Source organism: Escherichia coli DSM 30083 = JCM 1649 = ATCC 11775 (genome assembly GCF_003697165.2).
In the GTDB taxonomy this organism is placed as follows: Bacteria; Pseudomonadota; Gammaproteobacteria; order Enterobacterales; family Enterobacteriaceae; genus Escherichia; species Escherichia coli.
This window is the reverse complement of sequence record NZ_CP033092.2, coordinates 1,399,545-1,417,105: the sequence shown is the minus strand read 5'-3', so window position 1 is coordinate 1,417,105 and position 17,561 is coordinate 1,399,545. Positions and strand designations below refer to the sequence as shown.

Below are 17,561 nucleotides of genomic sequence, written 5' to 3'. Positions count from 1 at the left end.
ACTCCTTAACTGATGTCATTAATTTTACGCCGCTGACTCACAATGACCATGGGAGAAAATTGAAGGAGTCAGTGAAAAAATTGCCATTGCGTTATGCGATCGCGCAGACGCTCAGTGCGAACATCATCAAGTGCGAATAGCGCCTGCGCGGCCTCTTCCCGCTGGCGAACCAGTAACAGCTTACGGCCTGAAAGTTTAAGTGTGGTACATAACTGCGCGTCACTGGCGTTTTTCTGTAAACGCCCACGCAGCGCCGGTAATGCCAGTTCGCTGGTTTGTAGCAAACGCAATAAGCAACCTAACGATGTTAATAGCGGACGATGAGTGAAAGCAAAACCGGCCAGTTCAAGCCAGTCGTCGTCAGAAAGGACGGCATCGTTTAGTGGATCAACAGGAAGCATTTCGCCATTCCACTGCGCGAGAGCTTGCGCATCGCGACGTAAACGGTAATGCTCACGTTCAGCCAGTTGTTTACCCGCATCACTCATCGGTAACAGCGCCATCGCCGTATAGCAACCGCTGCTGGCTTCACGATGATTACCCATTCGCACCAGCACAAAACCGCAGCGTTGCCAGAAACGCCATAACTCCTCGGTGTAACCAAAACTCACCGAAAGATAGTCGAGGTCATGAATATATTGCAAAGCACCAGCAATCAGTTGCTGACCTGTGCCTTCCCGCTGACGAGCCGGATGAACTGCTATTCGGCTGACCCGCCTTCCGCGCAATGTCGCCGCCAGTGGATTGCTGCCGTGCGCCGCCAGCGACTGGGCCACCAGATTACCCCGCGGGCGACGAAAACCTGCCCATACCGCCTGACTGAGTTCTTGAGATAATCCGCCCTCATCCACCAGCCACAGCGCCCCGGCAATCTCGTTTTCGCCAGCCGCCTGTAAAAAATGTTGACCTGGTGCATCCATCATGCGGCGTAAATCCAGCGGCGAAGTCCGGTAGTGCGCACCAGACAATAATTGATAAACCTTTAACGGCGTTTCTGGCTCGCTTCGCCATAACGTCTGTTCAAATGCGGAAATAACGATATTGCCTTGTGGTGTATGGGTGAAGTTTTCATCGTCAAACACCAGTGCCTCACTAACCATTTTTTCCAGCGGGCATCCCTGCGCCCAACGGATCGGCTGTTGTAGTTCAAAACGGTGTAAATGCGGAAAGCGAGCGCAAAATTTCAGCAAAAAACCACGTCCGGTGCCTTCGTAGCCCTGCACCGTAGTGGTTAACAACGTTCGAGGAAAACGCGATACCAGTTGATACAACAACGGCGCAGGTATAGCTGCGGCTTCATCGACCACCAGCCAGTCGGCTTGCTCATCGCTGGCTAACAAGGCATCCGGTGCAATAAAGCGAAACTTCTCACCCGCAAATTGTGCCAGTACATCCGTTGCCGCTTTTGCGGGCGCGGTGACAATCGCACTGCCCGCAATACGAGAAATGAGTTGCCCTGCCAACGCCGACTTACCGCGCCCACGCGCAGCAGTTACCGCTGCCACGCCCGGCGGCATGGTCAGTAGCTGCTGTAAGAGTTGCTGTTGTTCTGGTTGTGGTGCGCCGGTAGCGGGGTGCCAGTCAGTACGGGGAGTAAAATGCGCCAACGAGAACGGCTGGTTTTGCCGCCAGAGGATAGCGTCGTTATTCGCCGTAAGTACGCGTTTGAAATGCTGGACAAAATGCGGCGTCGCAATAGGGTCAGGGCAATCACTCCAGCGCAGCGAGTCGGCATCAGGTTGGTTTTCCCACTCATCCCATACAGGGAGTAACAACACCAGCCAGCTTCCCGCTTTCAACGTTCCGCTAAGTGCCGCAAAGGCAGCGGCATCAAAGCCTTGGCGGGCGTCGAATACCGCATGCCGGAACTCGCGCCCAAGTAAAGTTTGTAGTGCCGAGGGAGAACAGTGGTTTTCAGCATCTGGCTGCGGCGAAATCCACAGCCAGTCGCCAGGTAAGGCATCACGCAACTTAAGCGCATGATCAAAACACCAACGCTCTTCCCCGCTCAACACCAGCAAGCGGCGGATCCCTTCACGTTTCATTTGCGCTGTTAATGTGTGAAGCGCAGTCAGTTCAGCCATCCCTGCCCCGGAAGTTAAATGCTTTTACCAAAAGTATTGCATTGTGCCGGATCGCCGCTGTCGAAACCACGTTTAAACCAGCTGTAGCGTTGCTGAGAAGTGCCATGAGTGAAACTGTCTGGTACTACTCGCCCCTGACTTTGCTGTTGTAAACGGTCATCGCCGATGGCCTGCGCCGCGTTTAGCGCCTCTTCCAGATCGCCGGTTTCCAGAACACCTTGCTGCTGCATACTATGCCCCCAGACACCGGCAAAACAGTCGGCCTGGAGTTCCATACGCACAGATAAGCGGTTTACTTCCGCCTGCGTCGCGTTTTGTTGCAGTTGACGAACTTTCGGCTCGATGCCTAACAGTTTCTGCACATGATGACCGACTTCATGAGCGATAACGTACCCCTGGGCAAAATCGCCATCCGCGCCAAGTTTGTCTTTCATGTCATCATAGAAGGAGAGATCGATATAAACTGTGCCATCCGCCGGGCAATAGAATGGCCCCATTATGGACTGGCCCGCCCCGCAGCCGGTACGCGTCATTCCACGGTACATGACCAGCTTCGGTTGCTGATAGGTTTTACCCATCTTCTCGAATTGCTGTCCCCAGGTGTCTTCCGTGGTTGCCAGAATCACCGAGGTGAATTTTGCGGCTTCGTCTTCATTAGGGCTAATTGACCGCGTTGATTGCTGTTGGGAAACCGGCTGTCCGGTCATCAACCCGGTTAAATCAACGCCATAGTAGCCTGCAACCAGCACGACTATCAGTAAAATCAGCCCGCCTTTACCGCTTGGCAGGCGAAAACCGGGACCGCCCATAGACGGACCACCAGAGCTGTTGCGCCTGTCTTCAACATTGTCACTTTCACGTCGCCCTTGCCAACGCATAGATACCTCAACATTATATTCATTATAGAAATGATCGTAGGTGGTTCAGAGGAAGATTACCACAGGAAAGCGGGATGAAATGGCGGAGGAATGAGCGTTCAATGCACATCTTATGAGAGCGGTTGTCTTGCCGTGCCAGCAGCACGGCAAGATGATGAACAGAAAAATCAGTCCAGCTGTACACCCAGGCGGCGGGCAACGGCTTCATAGGCTTCGATCAGGCCACCGAGGCTCTGTCGGAAACGGTCTTTGTCCATTTTCTCCAGCGTTTCTTTGTCCCACAGGCGGCTGCCGTCCGGGGAGAACTCATCGCCCAGTACCACTTCACCTTTGTACAGGCCAAACTCCAGCTTGAAGTCGACCAGAATGAGACCAGCATCATCGAACAGTTTTTTCAGCACGTCGTTCGCTTTGTAGGTCAGCTCTTTCATACGCGCCAGGTTCTCTTTGCTCACCCAGCCAAAGGTTTCGCAGTAAGATTCGTTGACCATCGGATCGTGCATGGCGTCGTTTTTCAGGAACAGATCGAACAGTGGCGGGTTCAGCTCAATACCTTCTTCGATTCCAAGACGTTTCACCAGAGAGCCAGCAGCACGGTTACGCACGACACACTCAACCGGCACCATATCCAGCTTTTTCACCAGACATTCGGTATCGGAGAGCAGACGCTCCATTTGAGTCGGGATACCCGCTTCAGCCAGTTTGCTCATAATGAAGTAGTTGAACTTGTTGTTCACCATACCTTTGCGATCAAACTGCTCAATGCGCGCGCCATCCCCTGCTGACGTATCATTGCGGAATTCGAGCACCAACAGGTCCGGGTTTTCCGTGCTGTATACGGTTTTCGCTTTACCACGATACAACTCAGCTTGCTTTTGCATCTTTATCACTCCTGGGTGTGAATTAACGTTTTAAAATCTTTTGCTGTCTGGTGTGCCGGATGTTTTGTCGGATGCGGCGTGAACGCCTTATCCGACCTACGTCCGACAAACAAATTTCGTGCGAATTACCGCTAAAATCGCGTTTTTCTGCCGACGCACACGTTTGCGTATCATATCAGAAAAAAGGGCCGGATGACTCCAGCCCTGTATTTTTACTTGCTAAACGCAGCCTGGAAGACAGCTACCAGCGCGTCGTTCTGACTCTGAGTCAGAGTATGACCTTTCGGATCGATGAACTGTAGGCTGCTGCGGTTATCTAAATCGCCAACCTGCAGTTTATAGTCACCGGATGCCAGACCTGGATCGCTCGCGCCCAGTTCGTGCCATTCGCTGTCAGACAGCGGCTTATAAGTTACGGCCATGTTGCCCTGCGAACGGGTGCTGTCAGTCACTTTCATGCCCACTTTTTCCAGCGCAGCTGGCAGACGTTGCCAAACCACATTGAACGGCCCGCGTACGACCAGCATTGGTAAACCGGTGTCATCAGCTGCACTTTGTACGTCCATAGTGGTGGAGGCACGATTTTGCGCAGCGTTCGCGGCGTCAGTGGCAGATTTATCCAGACCGGCGGAAATAACGTTCATCATCTCCGTGCTGTAACGCTGCATGGACGCCGCGTCTGCAACCGGTTTGCCCGCCTGTTCCAGGTTCAGCAGTTTAACCGTAACCGCCTGCTGATAACCCTGCGGCTTAACAGAGATTTGATAACGACCACGATACTGCTCGTCTTCATCCAGACGGTTCCATTGTACCCAATCGGTGGTCAGTGTCTGACCAGCATCATCACGTTGGGTGATGGTGTAGTTTTTCGCCTGCAGCACGCTAACCACCTGCGGCCACAGAGTATTGCCACGACCATTTTCCACCAGCAATGAAGCGGTATCGCCCGTGAACTGGGTACGCGCGCCAGAAACCAGTGCCAGCGGCTGGGCTGGTGGACGAATGTCCAGCGCCTTACCGACGGCACCACTACCGTTGGTCACCGGGATTGCATAATCGCCGGAGGTCACCGGCAAGATCATTCCAGCCGGGGCATGAAGCTCCGCAAGCGGTGCCGCTTCCAGGTAGGCTTCATCACCACTGACCTGACGCTTATAGCGTGAGTCAGAACTACAGGCAGCGAGTAATAAAACAAGCGAAACACCCGCAACCTTTGCCAGGCGCGACTTTTGAACAGAGTAAGCCATCAAATCTCCCTAAACTTTACAGCAAACCGGCATGCTTAAGCGCCGCTCTGACCGTCTCACGACCACTGTCGGTGATTGGTGTCATTGGCAGGCGCAGCGTATCGGTCGCCACAAGACCCAGTTCCTTACATGCCCATTTCACCGGGATTGGATTGGGTTCGACAAATAGTTTGTTGTGTAATGGCATCAGACGCTGATTAATAACGCGTGCCTCGGCAAAATGCCCTTCTGCTGCCAGTTTGCACATCTGGGCCATATCACGCGCTGCGACGTTAGCCGTAACGGAAATAACCCCATGACCGCCTAATTGCATGAAGTCCAGCGCGCTCGCATCATCGCCGCTCAGCAGAACAAAATCATCTGAAACCAGCTCTTTGATCTGGTTTACACGCGTTAAGTTCCCTGTTGCCTCTTTGATTCCGATAATATTTTTTACTTTCGCCAGACGGCCCACCGTTTCCGGGAGCAGATCGCAGCCAGTACGGGACGGCACATTATACAGAATTTGCGGCAGGTCAGTATGTTCAGCGATGGCTTTGAAATGCTGATACAAACCTTCTTGCGACGGACGATTGTAGTAAGGGGTTACCGTCAGGCAGCCGACGATACCGCTGTCATTGAAGCGCTGCGTCAGGCTAATGGCTTCCGCAGTAGCGTTAGCACCGGTCCCGGCAATCACCGGAATGCGCCCGTCAGCCAGCTCCAGCGTCATCATCACCACATCAGCATGTTCGTCATGATTTAAGGTAGCGGACTCGCCAGTGGTGCCAACAGAAACGATCGCCGAAGTACCGCTGGCGACATGATAATCAATCAGTTTTTTCAAGCTAGCCCGACAGACATTACCTTTTTCATCCATCGGAGTAACAATCGCGACAATACTTCCCGTGAACATGGGCCATCCTCTGTGCAAACAAGTGTCTCAATGGTACGTTTGGTATGGCATTAAAAGCAAGCAGACAGAACCGTTCTGATTGTTGTATGCATGTTTTTTTTATGCTTTCCTTAAGAACAACTCACCCCTTGAAGGAATAACCAGTTTGACACTGTCATCGCAACATTATCTGGTGATCACTGCGTTGGGTGCCGATCGCCCTGGAATAGTGAACACCATCACCCGTCATGTCAGTAGTTGCGGCTGTAATATTGAAGACAGTCGCCTGGCGATGCTGGGAGAAGAGTTCACGTTTATCATGCTGCTTTCCGGTTCATGGAATGCCATTACTCTGATTGAATCAACGTTACCGTTGAAAGGTGCCGAGCTGGATCTTTTAATCGTGATGAAGCGCACGACGGCGCGTCCGCGTCCGCCAATGCCAGCATCTGTCTGGGTTCAGGTCGATGTGGCAGACTCCCCGCATTTAATTGAACGCTTCACAGCACTTTTCGACGCGCATCATATGAACATTGCGGAGCTGGTGTCGCGCACGCAACCTGCTGAAAATGAAAGGGCTGCGCAGTTGCATATTCAGATAACTGCCCACAGCCCCGCATCTGCGGACGCAGCAAATATTGAGCAAGCGTTCAAAGCCCTATGTACAGAACTCAATGCACAAGGCAGTATTAACGTCGTCAATTATTCCCAACATGATGAACAGGATGGAGTTAAGTAATGAATCCACTGAAAGCCGGTGATATCGCACCGAAATTTAGCTTGCCGGATCAAGACGGAGAACAAGTTAATTTGACCGACTTCCAGGGACAGCGTGTTCTGGTTTATTTCTACCCGAAAGCCATGACCCCCGGCTGTACCGTACAGGCCTGCGGCTTACGCGATAACATGGATGAGTTGAAAAAAGCGGGCGTTGATGTGCTGGGTATCAGCACCGATAAACCCGAAAAACTCTCCCGTTTTGCGGAAAAAGAGCTGCTTAACTTTACGCTCCTGTCTGATGAGGACCACCAGGTGTGCGAACAATTCGGCGTCTGGGGTGAAAAGTCCTTCATGGGCAAAACCTACGATGGTATTCATCGCATCAGCTTCCTGATTGACGCTGATGGCAAAATCGAACATGTCTTTGACGATTTCAAAACCAGCAATCACCACGACGTTGTGCTGAACTGGCTGAAAGAACACGCCTGATTACTTTGCTCCATTCCGTGCTGGCTGCGCTTGCGGCCAGCACATCTCAAATCTTCTCACTGCCCTGCAACACTCGTTTAAAATTTTTTCGCTGAAGGTCAGTCTTGCGCGATTTGCCCATCAGGCCAGGCGTGAATCACGGCTTTGATCAGCGTCGCCAATGGAATAGCGAAGAATACGCCCCAGAATCCCCACAAACCACCGAAGATCACCACCGATAAAATAATCACCAGAGGATGCAGGTTAACCGCTTCGGAGAACAACACCGGTACTAACAGGTTGCCGTCCAGCGCCTGAATAATCAGATACACCGCGAAGCAGCTCCAGAATTCCGTGCCAGCACCAAACTGGAATAGCGCCACGCCAACCACCGGAATGGTCACCACAAATGCGCCAATGTACGGAATAAGTACCGAGAAGCCGACCAGCACCGCCAGCAGCAGCGAATAGTTCAGCCCAAAGAGCAAGAACCCCAGCCAGGTGGCGATCCCTACCACGATCATCTCCAGCACTTTGCCGCGGATATAGTTGGTGATTTGTTGATTCATCTCCTTCCACACCTGTCCTGCCAGTCCACGGTTGCGCGGCAGCACCCGGCGAACGGCGTTCAGCATCTGCTCTTTGTCTTTCAGCAGGAAGAAGACCATCAATGGCACCAGCACCAGATAGACGGCAATGGTCAGCAAACCAACCAACGAGGCGAGGGAAATTTTCACCACCGAATCGCCCATGGTCAGCATCCGACTGCGCATATTTTCAGCCATTGCATCAATAATGCCCGCATCCATTAACGCCGGATAGCGGCGCGGCAACGTGGCGGCAAAGTCAGAAAGCTTATTGAGCATCCCCGGCATATCGCGGATTAAGTAGATGCCCTGCTGCCAGGCGATAGGCAGTACCACGAACGCCATCAGTAGCAGGATGCCCACAAACAGGATCAGCACGATAGATGTCGCCCAAGGGCGGGAACAGCCAATAGACTGCAGGCGGACAGTCGGCCATTCCAGTAAATAGGCCAGCACAATAGCCACCAGCAACGGCGCGAGTAGGCCGCTAAAGAAAAAGATAATGCCAAAACCAGCAACCAAAATAACCAGCAAGGCAATCGCTTCCGGGTCGCTAAAACGGCGGCGATACCATTGCATCAACATTTCGAGCATACAGACCTTCCCTGAACCTCAAGAGCGGGATTGCGATCCGCAATTGTATCGAAATGTCACAAAAAAGACTTCGCTTTTTATGACGGATTCAGGAAACTGAAAAGTCATTTGAGTGGGCTAATCTTCGCCGTTACACTCAAAGGCGGCGCGGTGGGAACGATATTTCACAGTATCGGTCAAATGACTATCTCCAGAAATACAGGATAGAGGTTATGTTCAGGCAGTTGAAAAAAAACCTGGTTGCAACCCTCATTGCTGCTATGACCATTGGTCAGGTAGCCCCGGCGTTTGCCGACAGCGCAGACACCTTGCCGGATATGGGAACCTCCGCAGGAAGCACACTTTCCATTGGTCAGGAAATGCAGATGGGCGACTATTATGTCCGCCAGTTACGCGGCAGCGCGCCGTTAATTAATGATCCGCTGTTAACGCAATACATTAATTCGCTAGGAATGCGTCTGGTTTCGCATGCCAATTCGGTTAAGACACCGTTTCATTTCTTTCTGATCAACAACGATGAAATTAACGCCTTTGCTTTCTTTGGCGGCAACGTGGTGCTGCACTCTGCCCTGTTCCGTTATTCCGATAACGAAAGTCAACTGGCTTCAGTTATGGCGCACGAAATCTCCCACGTCACCCAACGTCACCTGGCGCGAGCGATGGAAGATCAGCAGCGCAGCGCGCCGCTGACCTGGGTCGGCGCGTTAGGTTCTATTTTACTGGCGATGGCCAGTCCGCAGGCGGGGATGGCGGCGCTGACCGGTACACTGGCGGGAACGCGCCAGGGGATGATCAGTTTCACCCAGCAAAATGAACAGGAAGCGGACCGCATTGGTATTCAGGTGCTGCAACGCTCGGGATTCGATCCGCAGGCGATGCCGACCTTCCTCGAAAAATTACTCGATCAGGCGCGTTACTCTTCGCGCCCACCAGAAATTCTGCTCACTCACCCACTACCGGAAAGCCGTCTGGCTGATGCCCGTAACCGTGCCAATCAGATGAGCCCGATAGTGGTGCAATCGTCAGAAGATTTCTATCTGGCAAAAGTGCGCACACTGGGGATGTACAATTCAGGGCGTAACCAACTCACCAGTGATTTGCTGGATGAATGGGCGAAAGGAAACGTTCGTCAGCAACGAGCGGCGCAATATGGTCGTGCTTTACAGGCGATGGAAGCCAATAAATACGACGAGGCGCGTAAAACGCTGCAACCGTTACTGGCGGCAGAACCTGGCAACGCATGGTATCTCGATCTGGCTACCGATATCGATCTTGGGCAAAACAAAGCCAATGACGCTATCAATCGCCTGAAAAATGCCCGCGATTTGCGCACCAATCCGGTGTTGCAGCTCAACCTGGCGAACGCTTATCTGCAAGGGGGGCAACCACAGGAAGCGGCCAATATTCTGAATCGCTACACTTTTAACAATAAAGATGACAGCAACGGCTGGGATTTACTGGCACAGGCGGAAGCCGCACTAAATAACCGCGATCAGGAACTGGCTGCGCGAGCAGAAGGTTATGCGCTCGCCGGGCGACTCGATCAGGCTATTTCCTTGTTGAGTAGCGCCAGTTCGCAGGTGAAATTAGGCAGCCTGCAACAAGCGCGTTACGATGCGCGCATCGACCAGTTGCGCCAGCTGCAGGAACGCTTTAAGCCTTATACCAAGATGTAATTCGCATTAAAGGAAGAACAATGACCAAACAGGTAAAAATCTACCATAACCCACGCTGTTCAAAGAGCCGGGAAACGCTGAACCTGCTGAAAGAAAACGGCGTGGAGCCAGAAGTGGTGCTCTACCTTGAGACACCCGCCGATGCGGCAACGCTGCGTGATTTGCTGAAAATGCTGGGGATGAATAGCGCTCGTGAATTGATGCGCCAAAAAGAGGATCTTTATAAAGAACTGAACCTGGCTGACAGTTCGCTTAGCGAAGAGGTGCTGATTCAGGCGATGGTAGAGAATCCGAAGCTAATGGAACGCCCGATTGTGGTCGCGAATGGCAAAGCGCGGATTGGTCGTCCACCGGAGCAGGTACTGGAAATCGTGGGTTAAGATGTGCTCCATCGCTAGTTGAAGCACATTGCCGGATGCGACGCTTGCCGCGTCTTATCCGGCCTACGAATACTATGGATTAACTTCGCGTAGGTCGGATAAGGCGTTCGCGCCGCATCCGACAATAAACACCTTATCTACAACTTCAGAATTTCTTTCACAAACGGAATGGTCAGCTTGCGTTGCGCGGTAATCGACGCACGATCCAGCTGATCCAGCGTCATAAACAACGTGCGCATTTCTCTGTCGAGCCGCTTCAGCAAGAAACGCCCCACATCTTCCGGCAGTTCAAAACCACGCAAACGCGCGCGTAACTGTAGCGCCTGCAACTTATCTTCATCAGAAAGTGGCTGCAATTTGTAGATCTGCCCCCAGTCGAGACGCGACGCGAGATCCGGTAATCCCAGATTCAACTGCCGCGGTGGACGATCGCCGGTGATCAACAACCGTGTTTTGCCCGATTCCAGAATTCGATTGTAGAGATCGAAAATCGCCATCTCCCACAACTCATCGCCGGCAATACACTCAATGTTGTCAATACAGACCAGCGACAAATGCTCCATACCGTCGAGCACTTCCGGAACAAACCAGGTGCGTTTATCCAGCGGGACATAGCCCACCGCATCGCCACGCTGTGACAATTCCGCGCAAGCCGCGTGCAGCAGATGGCTGCGCCCCGCGCCTTCGCGTGCCCAGAGATAGATGTAACCGCTATGTTCCTGACGCAGCACGTTTTGCAGCGCGGCCAGTAAAGAGGAGTTATCCCCCGGCCAGAAACTTGCAAAGGTTTCGTCGTCAGGAAGATAAAGTGGCAAAGAGAGCTGTGCCGGTGTGTTCAGAGATACCTCAACCAGGATTTCACAAAATCGCGAGAAGTTTACCACAGAATCCCATGATGTTTGAACCGGGCAGCAACACTGCCCGGTCGGTACATTATTTGTCTGTTATATCCGCGTCTTCTGCGTCCAGCACCACTTCTTCAGGGCGCAGCATACTAATCAGTTTGAAGATCAAACTTAAGCCGATACCGACGATGGTCGCCAGCGCCATACCTTTCAGCTCCGCCGCGCCAATGTTTACCTTCGCGCCACTGACGCCGATGATCAAAATAACGGAAGTCAGGATCAGGTTCTGTGCTTTGTTGTAATCCACTTTCGATTCGATCAACACACGAATACCGGAAGCACCGATGACCCCGTAAAGCAGCAGCGAAACGCCGCCCATCACCGGCAATGGAATCATCTGGATAGCAGCAGCCAGTTTACCGACGCAGGAAAGCAGGATAGCGAAAATCGCCGCACCGCCGATAACCCAGGTACTGTAAACACGGGTGATCGCCATCACGCCAATGTTTTCTCCGTAAGTGGTGTTTGGTGTGGAACCAAAGAAACCGGAGATCACGGTCGACAAGCCGTTAGCAAACATCGAACGGTGCAGACCTGGATCGCGCAGCAGATCTTTTTTGACGATATTAGCCGTTACGACCAGGTGCCCTACGTGTTCGGCAATAACCACTAACGCCGCTGGCAGAATAGTCAGAATGGCAAACCACTCGAAGCGCGGCGTATAGAGGGTCGGCAGCGCAAACCAGTGAGCATTAATAATCGGCGTGGTATCGACAATTCCCATTGCGAAAGAGAGCGCGTACCCCACCAGCACGCCAATTAAAATCGGGATAATTGCCAGGAAACCACGAAACAGCACGGAACCTAAAACCGTGACCGCCAGGGTGGTAATAGAGATGATGATGGTTTTGGAGTCTGGCGTTTGCCCTTCAGCCGGGAGTAAACCCGCCATACCGGCAGCTACGCCCGCCAGCTCCAGACCGATGACGGCAACGATTGCGCCCATTGCCGCAGGTGGAAACAGCACGTCCAGCCAGCCGGTCCCCGCTTTCTTCACGATAAAAGAAACCAGGCAGAACAGCACGCCGCACATAATAAAGCCGCCCAGCGCGACTTCATACCCCAACGGCAACAGTAACAATACCGGTGAAATAAAGGCAAAGCTGGAACCAAGATAAGCCGGAATTTTCCCTTTACAGATGAAGAGATACAGCAGTGTTCCTATACCGTTAAATAACAGTACAGTCGCCGGGTTAATATGAAATAAGACGGGCACCAGGACGGTTGCACCAAACATGGCGAACAAATGTTGCAAACTAAGCGGGATTGTCTGTAAAAGTGGCGGTCTTTCACTCACCCCGATAGCACGGCGCGTCATAGTATTATCCTCTGTATTATGTGTTATAGGCGCTTTACTCAAAAAAAAGCCGACTCTTAAAGTCGGCTTTAATTATTTTTATTCTTTATTTCGTACCAAAGATTTTGTCACCGGCATCGCCGAGGCCCGGAATAATGTATCCGTGCTCGTTCAGTCCCTGGTCAATCGATGCAGTATACAGTTCGACGTCCGGGTGCGCTTTTTCCAGCGCAGCGATACCTTCTGGTGCAGCTACCAGCACCAGAACTTTGATGCTGCTGCAGCCCGCTTTTTTCAGCAGGTCGATGGTCGCGATAACGGAACCACCGGTTGCCAGCATTGGGTCAACGATCAGCGCCATACGCTCATCGATGTTAGAAACCAGTTTCTGGAAGTACGGTACCGGCTCCAGCGTTTCTTCATTACGGTACATACCGACGACACTGATGCGCGCACTCGGAACGTTTTCCAGCACACCGTCCATCATCCCAAGACCCGCACGCAGAATTGGCACAACGGTAATTTTCTTACCTTTGATCTGGTCGATTTCTACCGGGCCGTTCCAGCCTTCGATAGTGACTTTTTCCGTTTCGAGGTCGGCGGTCGCTTCGTAAGTCAGCAGGCTACCCACTTCGGAAGCGAGTTCGCGAAAGCGCTTGGTGCTGATATCTTGCTCACGCATCAGTCCCAGCTTGTGTTTGACGAGTGGGTGTTTGACTTCCACGATCTTCATACTCTTTCTCCTTTGAGGGGCAGCCACAAAAAAATCGACGGATTATACCTCCTTTCTTCAAGGCGGCAATATTATTTTCGTTGACTTTAGTCAAAACGATAACGGTTTTAGATAAAGTTATTTTATATTCAAATGGTTATGAAAGAAGATTATTCCATCCGAAAACGATCCTTTGCCCTGGTACAAGTATTCTTTCGCCGCGCGCCTGGGGAAAAGACGTGCAAAAAGGTTGTGTAAAGCAGTCTCGCAAACGTTTGCTTTCCCTGTTAGAATTGCGCCGAATTTTATTTTTCTACCGCAAGTAACGCGTGGGGACCCAAGCAGTGACCGATAAAACCTCTCTTAGCTACAAAGATGCCGGTGTTGATATTGACGCGGGTAATGCTCTGGTTGGAAGAATCAAAGGCGTAGTGAAGAAAACGCGTCGTCCGGAAGTGATGGGCGGTCTGGGCGGCTTCGGTGCGCTGTGTGCATTGCCGCAAAAATATCGTGAACCTGTGCTGGTTTCCGGCACTGACGGCGTAGGTACCAAGCTGCGTCTGGCGATGGACTTAAAACGTCACGACACCATTGGTATTGATCTGGTCGCCATGTGCGTTAATGACCTGGTGGTGCAAGGTGCGGAACCGCTGTTTTTCCTCGACTATTACGCAACTGGAAAACTGGATGTTAATACCGCTTCAGCGGTGATCAGCGGCATCGCGGAAGGTTGTCTGCAATCGGGCTGTTCACTGGTGGGTGGCGAAACGGCAGAAATGCCGGGGATGTATCACGGTGAAGATTACGATGTCGCTGGTTTCTGCGTTGGCGTGGTAGAAAAATCAGAAATCATTGACGGATCTAAAGTCAGCGACGGCGATGTGCTGATTGCACTCGGCTCCAGCGGCCCGCACTCGAATGGCTATTCGCTGGTGCGCAAAATTCTTGAAGTCAGCGGTTGTGATCCGCAAACCACCGAACTTGATGGTAAGCCATTAGCCGATCATCTGCTGGCACCGACCCGCATTTACGTGAAGTCAGTGCTGGAGTTGATTGAAAAGGTCGATGTGCATGCCATTGCGCACCTGACCGGCGGCGGCTTCTGGGAAAACATTCCGCGCGTATTGCCAGATAATACCCAGGCAGTGATTGATGAATCTTCCTGGCAGTGGCCGGAAGTGTTCAACTGGCTGCAAACGGCAGGTAATGTTGAGCGCCATGAAATGTATCGCACCTTCAACTGCGGCGTCGGTATGATTATTGCCCTGCCTGCTCCGGAAGTGGACAAAGCTCTCGCCCTGCTCAATGCCAACGGTGAAAACGCGTGGAAAATCGGTATCATCAAAACCTCTGATTCCGAACAACGCGTGGTTATCGAATAATGAATATTGTGGTGCTTATTTCCGGCAACGGAAGTAATTTGCAGGCAATTATTGACGCCTGCAAAACCAACAAAATTAAAGGCACCGTACGGGCAGTTTTCAGCAATAAGGCTGACGCGTTCGGCCTTGAACGCGCCCGCCAGGCGGGTATTGCAACGCATACGCTCATCACCAGCGCGTTTGACAGTCGTGAAGCCTATGACCGGGAGTTGATTCATGAAATCGACATGTACGCACCCGATGTGGTCGTGCTGGCTGGTTTTATGCGCATTCTCAGCCCGGCGTTTGTCTCCCACTATGCCGGGCGTTTGCTGAACATTCACCCTTCTCTGCTGCCGAAATATCCCGGATTACACACCCATCGTCAGGCGCTGGAAAATGGCGATGAGGAGCACGGTACATCGGTGCATTTCGTCACCGATGAACTGGACGGTGGCCCGGTTATTTTACAGGCGAAAGTCCCGGTATTTGCTGGTGATACGGAAGATGACATCACCGCCCGCGTGCAAACCCAGGAACACGCTATTTATCCACTGGTGATTAGCTGGTTTGCCGATGGTCGTCTGAAAATGCACGAAAACGCCGCGTGGCTGGATGGTCAACGTCTGCCGCCGCAGGGCTACGCTGCCGACGAGTAATGCCCCCGTAGTTAAAGCGCCAGCTCTGCCGCTGGCGTTTTTCAATTCACCTGTAAATCGCAAGCTCCAGCAGTTTTTTTCCCCCTTTTCTGGCATAGTTGGACATCTGCCAATATTGCTCGCCATAATATCCAGGCAGTGTCCCGTGAATAAAACGGAGTAAAAGTGGTAATGGGTCAGGAAAAGCTATACATCGAAAAAGAGCTCAGTTGGTTATCGTTCAATGAACGCGTGCTTCAGGAAGCGGCGGACAAATCTAACCCGCTGATTGAAAGGATGCGTTTCCTGGGGATCTATTCCAATAACCTTGATGAGTTCTATAAAGTCCGCTTCGCTGAACTGAAGCGACGCATCATTATTAGCGAAGAACAAGGCTCCAACTCTCATTCCCGCCATTTACTGGGCAAAATTCAGTCCCGGGTGCTGAAAGCCGATCAGGAATTCGACGGCCTCTACAACGAGCTGTTGCTGGAGATGGCGCGCAACCAGATCTTCCTGATTAATGAACGCCAGCTCTCCGTCAATCAACAAAACTGGCTGCGTCATTATTTTAAGCAGTATCTGCGTCAGCACATTACGCCGATTTTAATCAATCCTGACACTGACTTAGTGCAGTTCCTGAAAGATGATTACACCTATCTGGCGGTGGAAATTATCCGTGGCGATACCATCCGTTACGCGCTGCTGGAGATCCCATCAGATAAAGTGCCGCGCTTTGTGAATTTACCGCCAGAAGCGCCGCGTCGACGCAAGCCGATGATTCTTCTGGATAACATTCTGCGTTACTGCCTTGATGATATTTTCAAAGGCTTCTTTGATTATGACGCACTGAATGCCTATTCAATGAAGATGACCCGCGATGCCGAATACGATTTAGTGCATGAGATGGAAGCCAGTCTGATGGAGTTGATGTCTTCCAGTCTCAAGCAGCGTTTAACTGCAGAGCCGGTGCGTTTTGTTTATCAGCGCGATATGCCCAATGCTCTGGTTGAAGTGTTACGCGAAAAACTGACTATTTCCCGCTACGACTCCATCGTCCCCGGCGGTCGTTATCATAATTTTAAAGACTTTATTAATTTCCCCAATGTCGGCAAAGCCAATCTGGTGAACAAACCACTGCCGCGTTTACGCCATATTTGGTTTGATAAAGCCCAGTTCCGCAATGGTTTTGATGCCATTCGCGAACGCGATGTGTTGCTCTATTATCCTTATCACACCTTTGAGCACGTGCTGGAACTGCTACGTCAGGCGTCGTTCGACCCGAGCGTGCTGGCGATAAAAATCAATATCTACCGCGTAGCGAAAGATTCACGCATCATCGACTCGATGATCCACGCCGCACACAACGGTAAGAAAGTCACCGTGGTGGTTGAGTTACAGGCGCGTTTCGACGAAGAAGCCAACATTCACTGGGCGAAGCGCCTGACCGAAGCAGGCGTGCACGTTATCTTCTCTGCGCCGGGGCTGAAAATTCACGCCAAACTGTTCCTGATTTCACGTAAAGAAAACGGTGAAGTGGTGCGTTACGCACACATCGGGACCGGGAACTTTAACGAAAAAACCGCGCGTCTTTATACTGACTATTCGTTGCTGACCGCCGATGCGCGCATCACTAACGAAGTACGGCGGGTGTTCAACTTTATTGAAAACCCATACCGTCCGGTGACATTTGATTATTTAATGGTGTCGCCGCAAAACTCTCGCCGTCTGTTGTATGAAATGGTGGACCGCGAGATCGCCAACGCGCAGCAAGGGCTGCCCAGTGGTATCACCCTGAAGCTAAATAACCTTGTCGATAAAGGCCTGGTTGATCGTCTGTATGCAGCCTCCAGTTCCGGCGTACCGGTTAATCTGCTGGTGCGCGGAATGTGTTCTCTGATCCCCAATCTGGAAGGCATTAGCGACAACATTCGTGCCATCAGTATTGTTGACCGTTACCTTGAACATGACCGGGTTTATATTTTTGAAAATGGCGGCGATAAAAAGGTCTACCTTTCTTCCGCCGACTGGATGACGCGCAATATTGATTATCGTATTGAAGTGGCAACGCCGCTGCTCGATCCGCGCCTGAAGCAGCGGGTGCTGGACATCATCGACATATTGTTCAGCGATACGGTCAAAGCACGTTATATCGATAAAGAACTCAGTAATCGCTACGTTCCCCGCGGCAATCGCCGCAAAGTACGGGCGCAGTTGGCGATTTACGACTACATCAAATCACTCGAACAATCTGAATAA

Annotated in this window: 16 protein-coding genes; 7 read left to right on the top strand and 9 right to left on the bottom strand. The window is 51.8% G+C overall.

The genetic code is table 11. The features are described from left to right. Nucleotides 1-68 precede the first annotated feature (68 nt). The 5 genes from tmcA to dapA all read right to left on the bottom strand — a co-directional run bounded on the left by tmcA (nt 69) and on the right by dapA (nt 5,985). Nucleotides 69-2,084, bottom strand: a complete 2,016-nt coding sequence (gene tmcA, locus EAS44_RS07750) for a tRNA cytosine(34) acetyltransferase TmcA (protein WP_000829372.1) — start codon at nt 2,082-2,084, stop codon at nt 69-71. 14 nt (nt 2,085-2,098) lie between these two features. Next, a complete protein-coding gene (gene ypfJ / locus EAS44_RS07745; RefSeq protein WP_001267498.1) occupies nt 2,099-2,962 on the bottom strand; it encodes a neutral zinc metallopeptidase in 864 nt (287 codons plus the stop codon). Between the two features lie 167 nt (nt 2,963-3,129). Next, nucleotides 3,130-3,843, bottom strand: coding sequence for a phosphoribosylaminoimidazolesuccinocarboxamide synthase (purC, locus tag EAS44_RS07740; RefSeq protein WP_001295467.1), 714 nt, complete (start codon nt 3,841-3,843; stop codon nt 3,130-3,132). Nucleotides 3,844-4,055: 212 nt separating this feature from the next. Beyond that, entirely contained in the window at nt 4,056-5,090 is a 1,035-nt protein-coding gene (bamC, locus tag EAS44_RS07735; protein WP_001296286.1) for an outer membrane protein assembly factor BamC, read from the bottom strand. A 16-nt stretch (nt 5,091-5,106) separates the two neighbouring features. Further along, nucleotides 5,107-5,985: a 4-hydroxy-tetrahydrodipicolinate synthase gene (gene dapA, locus EAS44_RS07730; RefSeq protein WP_001295469.1), complete on the bottom strand. Its 879-nt coding sequence runs from the start codon at nt 5,983-5,985 to the stop codon at nt 5,107-5,109. A 145-nt stretch (nt 5,986-6,130) separates the two neighbouring features. Here dapA and gcvR point away from each other — a divergent pair, with 145 nt between their 5' ends. Then, nucleotides 6,131-6,703, top strand: coding sequence for a glycine cleavage system transcriptional repressor (gene gcvR / locus EAS44_RS07725; protein ID WP_000176187.1), 573 nt, complete (start codon nt 6,131-6,133; stop codon nt 6,701-6,703). Continuing rightward, a complete protein-coding gene (gene bcp, locus EAS44_RS07720) occupies nt 6,703-7,173 on the top strand; it encodes a thioredoxin-dependent thiol peroxidase (RefSeq protein WP_001068682.1) in 471 nt (156 codons plus the stop codon). Before gcvR ends, bcp begins: the two co-directional genes overlap by 1 nt. Before the next feature lie 98 nt (nt 7,174-7,271). Here bcp and yfgO read toward each other — a convergent pair whose 3' ends face one another. After that, nucleotides 7,272-8,333 (bottom strand): AI-2E family transporter, encoded by a 1,062-nt coding sequence (yfgO, locus tag EAS44_RS07715; protein WP_000892033.1) that lies wholly within the window; start codon nt 8,331-8,333, stop codon nt 7,272-7,274. A 212-nt stretch (nt 8,334-8,545) separates the two neighbouring features. Between yfgO and bepA the strand changes: the two genes are divergently transcribed. Together bepA and arsC are read left to right on the top strand one after the other, a co-directional pair. Then, complete coding sequence (gene bepA, locus EAS44_RS07710) at nt 8,546-10,009, top strand: beta-barrel assembly-enhancing protease (RefSeq protein WP_000489682.1); 1,464 nt, start codon at nt 8,546-8,548, stop codon at nt 10,007-10,009. Between the two features lie 20 nt (nt 10,010-10,029). Then, on the top strand, nt 10,030-10,389 hold the full coding sequence (arsC, locus tag EAS44_RS07705) for an arsenate reductase (glutaredoxin) (RefSeq protein WP_000166454.1): 360 nt from the start codon (nt 10,030-10,032) through the stop codon (nt 10,387-10,389). A 137-nt stretch (nt 10,390-10,526) separates the two neighbouring features. Here arsC and hda read toward each other — a convergent pair whose 3' ends face one another. From hda to upp, 3 genes are all read right to left on the bottom strand, one after another. After that, nucleotides 10,527-11,228: a DnaA inactivator Hda gene (gene hda / locus EAS44_RS07700; RefSeq protein WP_001307333.1), complete on the bottom strand. Its 702-nt coding sequence runs from the start codon at nt 11,226-11,228 to the stop codon at nt 10,527-10,529. Between the two features lie 94 nt (nt 11,229-11,322). Next, nucleotides 11,323-12,612 (bottom strand): uracil permease, encoded by a 1,290-nt coding sequence (uraA, locus tag EAS44_RS07695; RefSeq protein WP_000198327.1) that lies wholly within the window; start codon nt 12,610-12,612, stop codon nt 11,323-11,325. 85 nt (nt 12,613-12,697) lie between these two features. Next, the gene (gene upp / locus EAS44_RS07690) at nt 12,698-13,324 is read right to left on the bottom strand and encodes a uracil phosphoribosyltransferase (protein WP_001295473.1); all 627 of its coding nucleotides are present in this window, start codon (nt 13,322-13,324) and stop codon (nt 12,698-12,700) included. A 323-nt stretch (nt 13,325-13,647) separates the two neighbouring features. On the opposite strand from upp, the gene purM reads away from it, so the two are divergent. The 3 genes from purM (at nt 13,648) to ppk1 (ending at nt 17,561) form a co-directional block, all read left to right on the top strand. Next, nucleotides 13,648-14,685 (top strand): phosphoribosylformylglycinamidine cyclo-ligase, encoded by a 1,038-nt coding sequence (gene purM, locus EAS44_RS07685; RefSeq protein WP_001350863.1) that lies wholly within the window; start codon nt 13,648-13,650, stop codon nt 14,683-14,685. Then, nucleotides 14,685-15,323 (top strand): phosphoribosylglycinamide formyltransferase, encoded by a 639-nt coding sequence (gene purN / locus EAS44_RS07680; protein ID WP_001028626.1) that lies wholly within the window; start codon nt 14,685-14,687, stop codon nt 15,321-15,323. The genes purM and purN overlap by 1 nt, the downstream gene beginning before the upstream one ends. 171 nt (nt 15,324-15,494) lie before the next feature. Further along, nucleotides 15,495-17,561 carry a polyphosphate kinase 1 gene (gene ppk1, locus EAS44_RS07675; protein ID WP_001296288.1) on the top strand — a complete coding sequence of 689 codons (2,067 nt, stop codon included), beginning with the start codon at nt 15,495-15,497 and terminating at the stop codon, nt 17,559-17,561.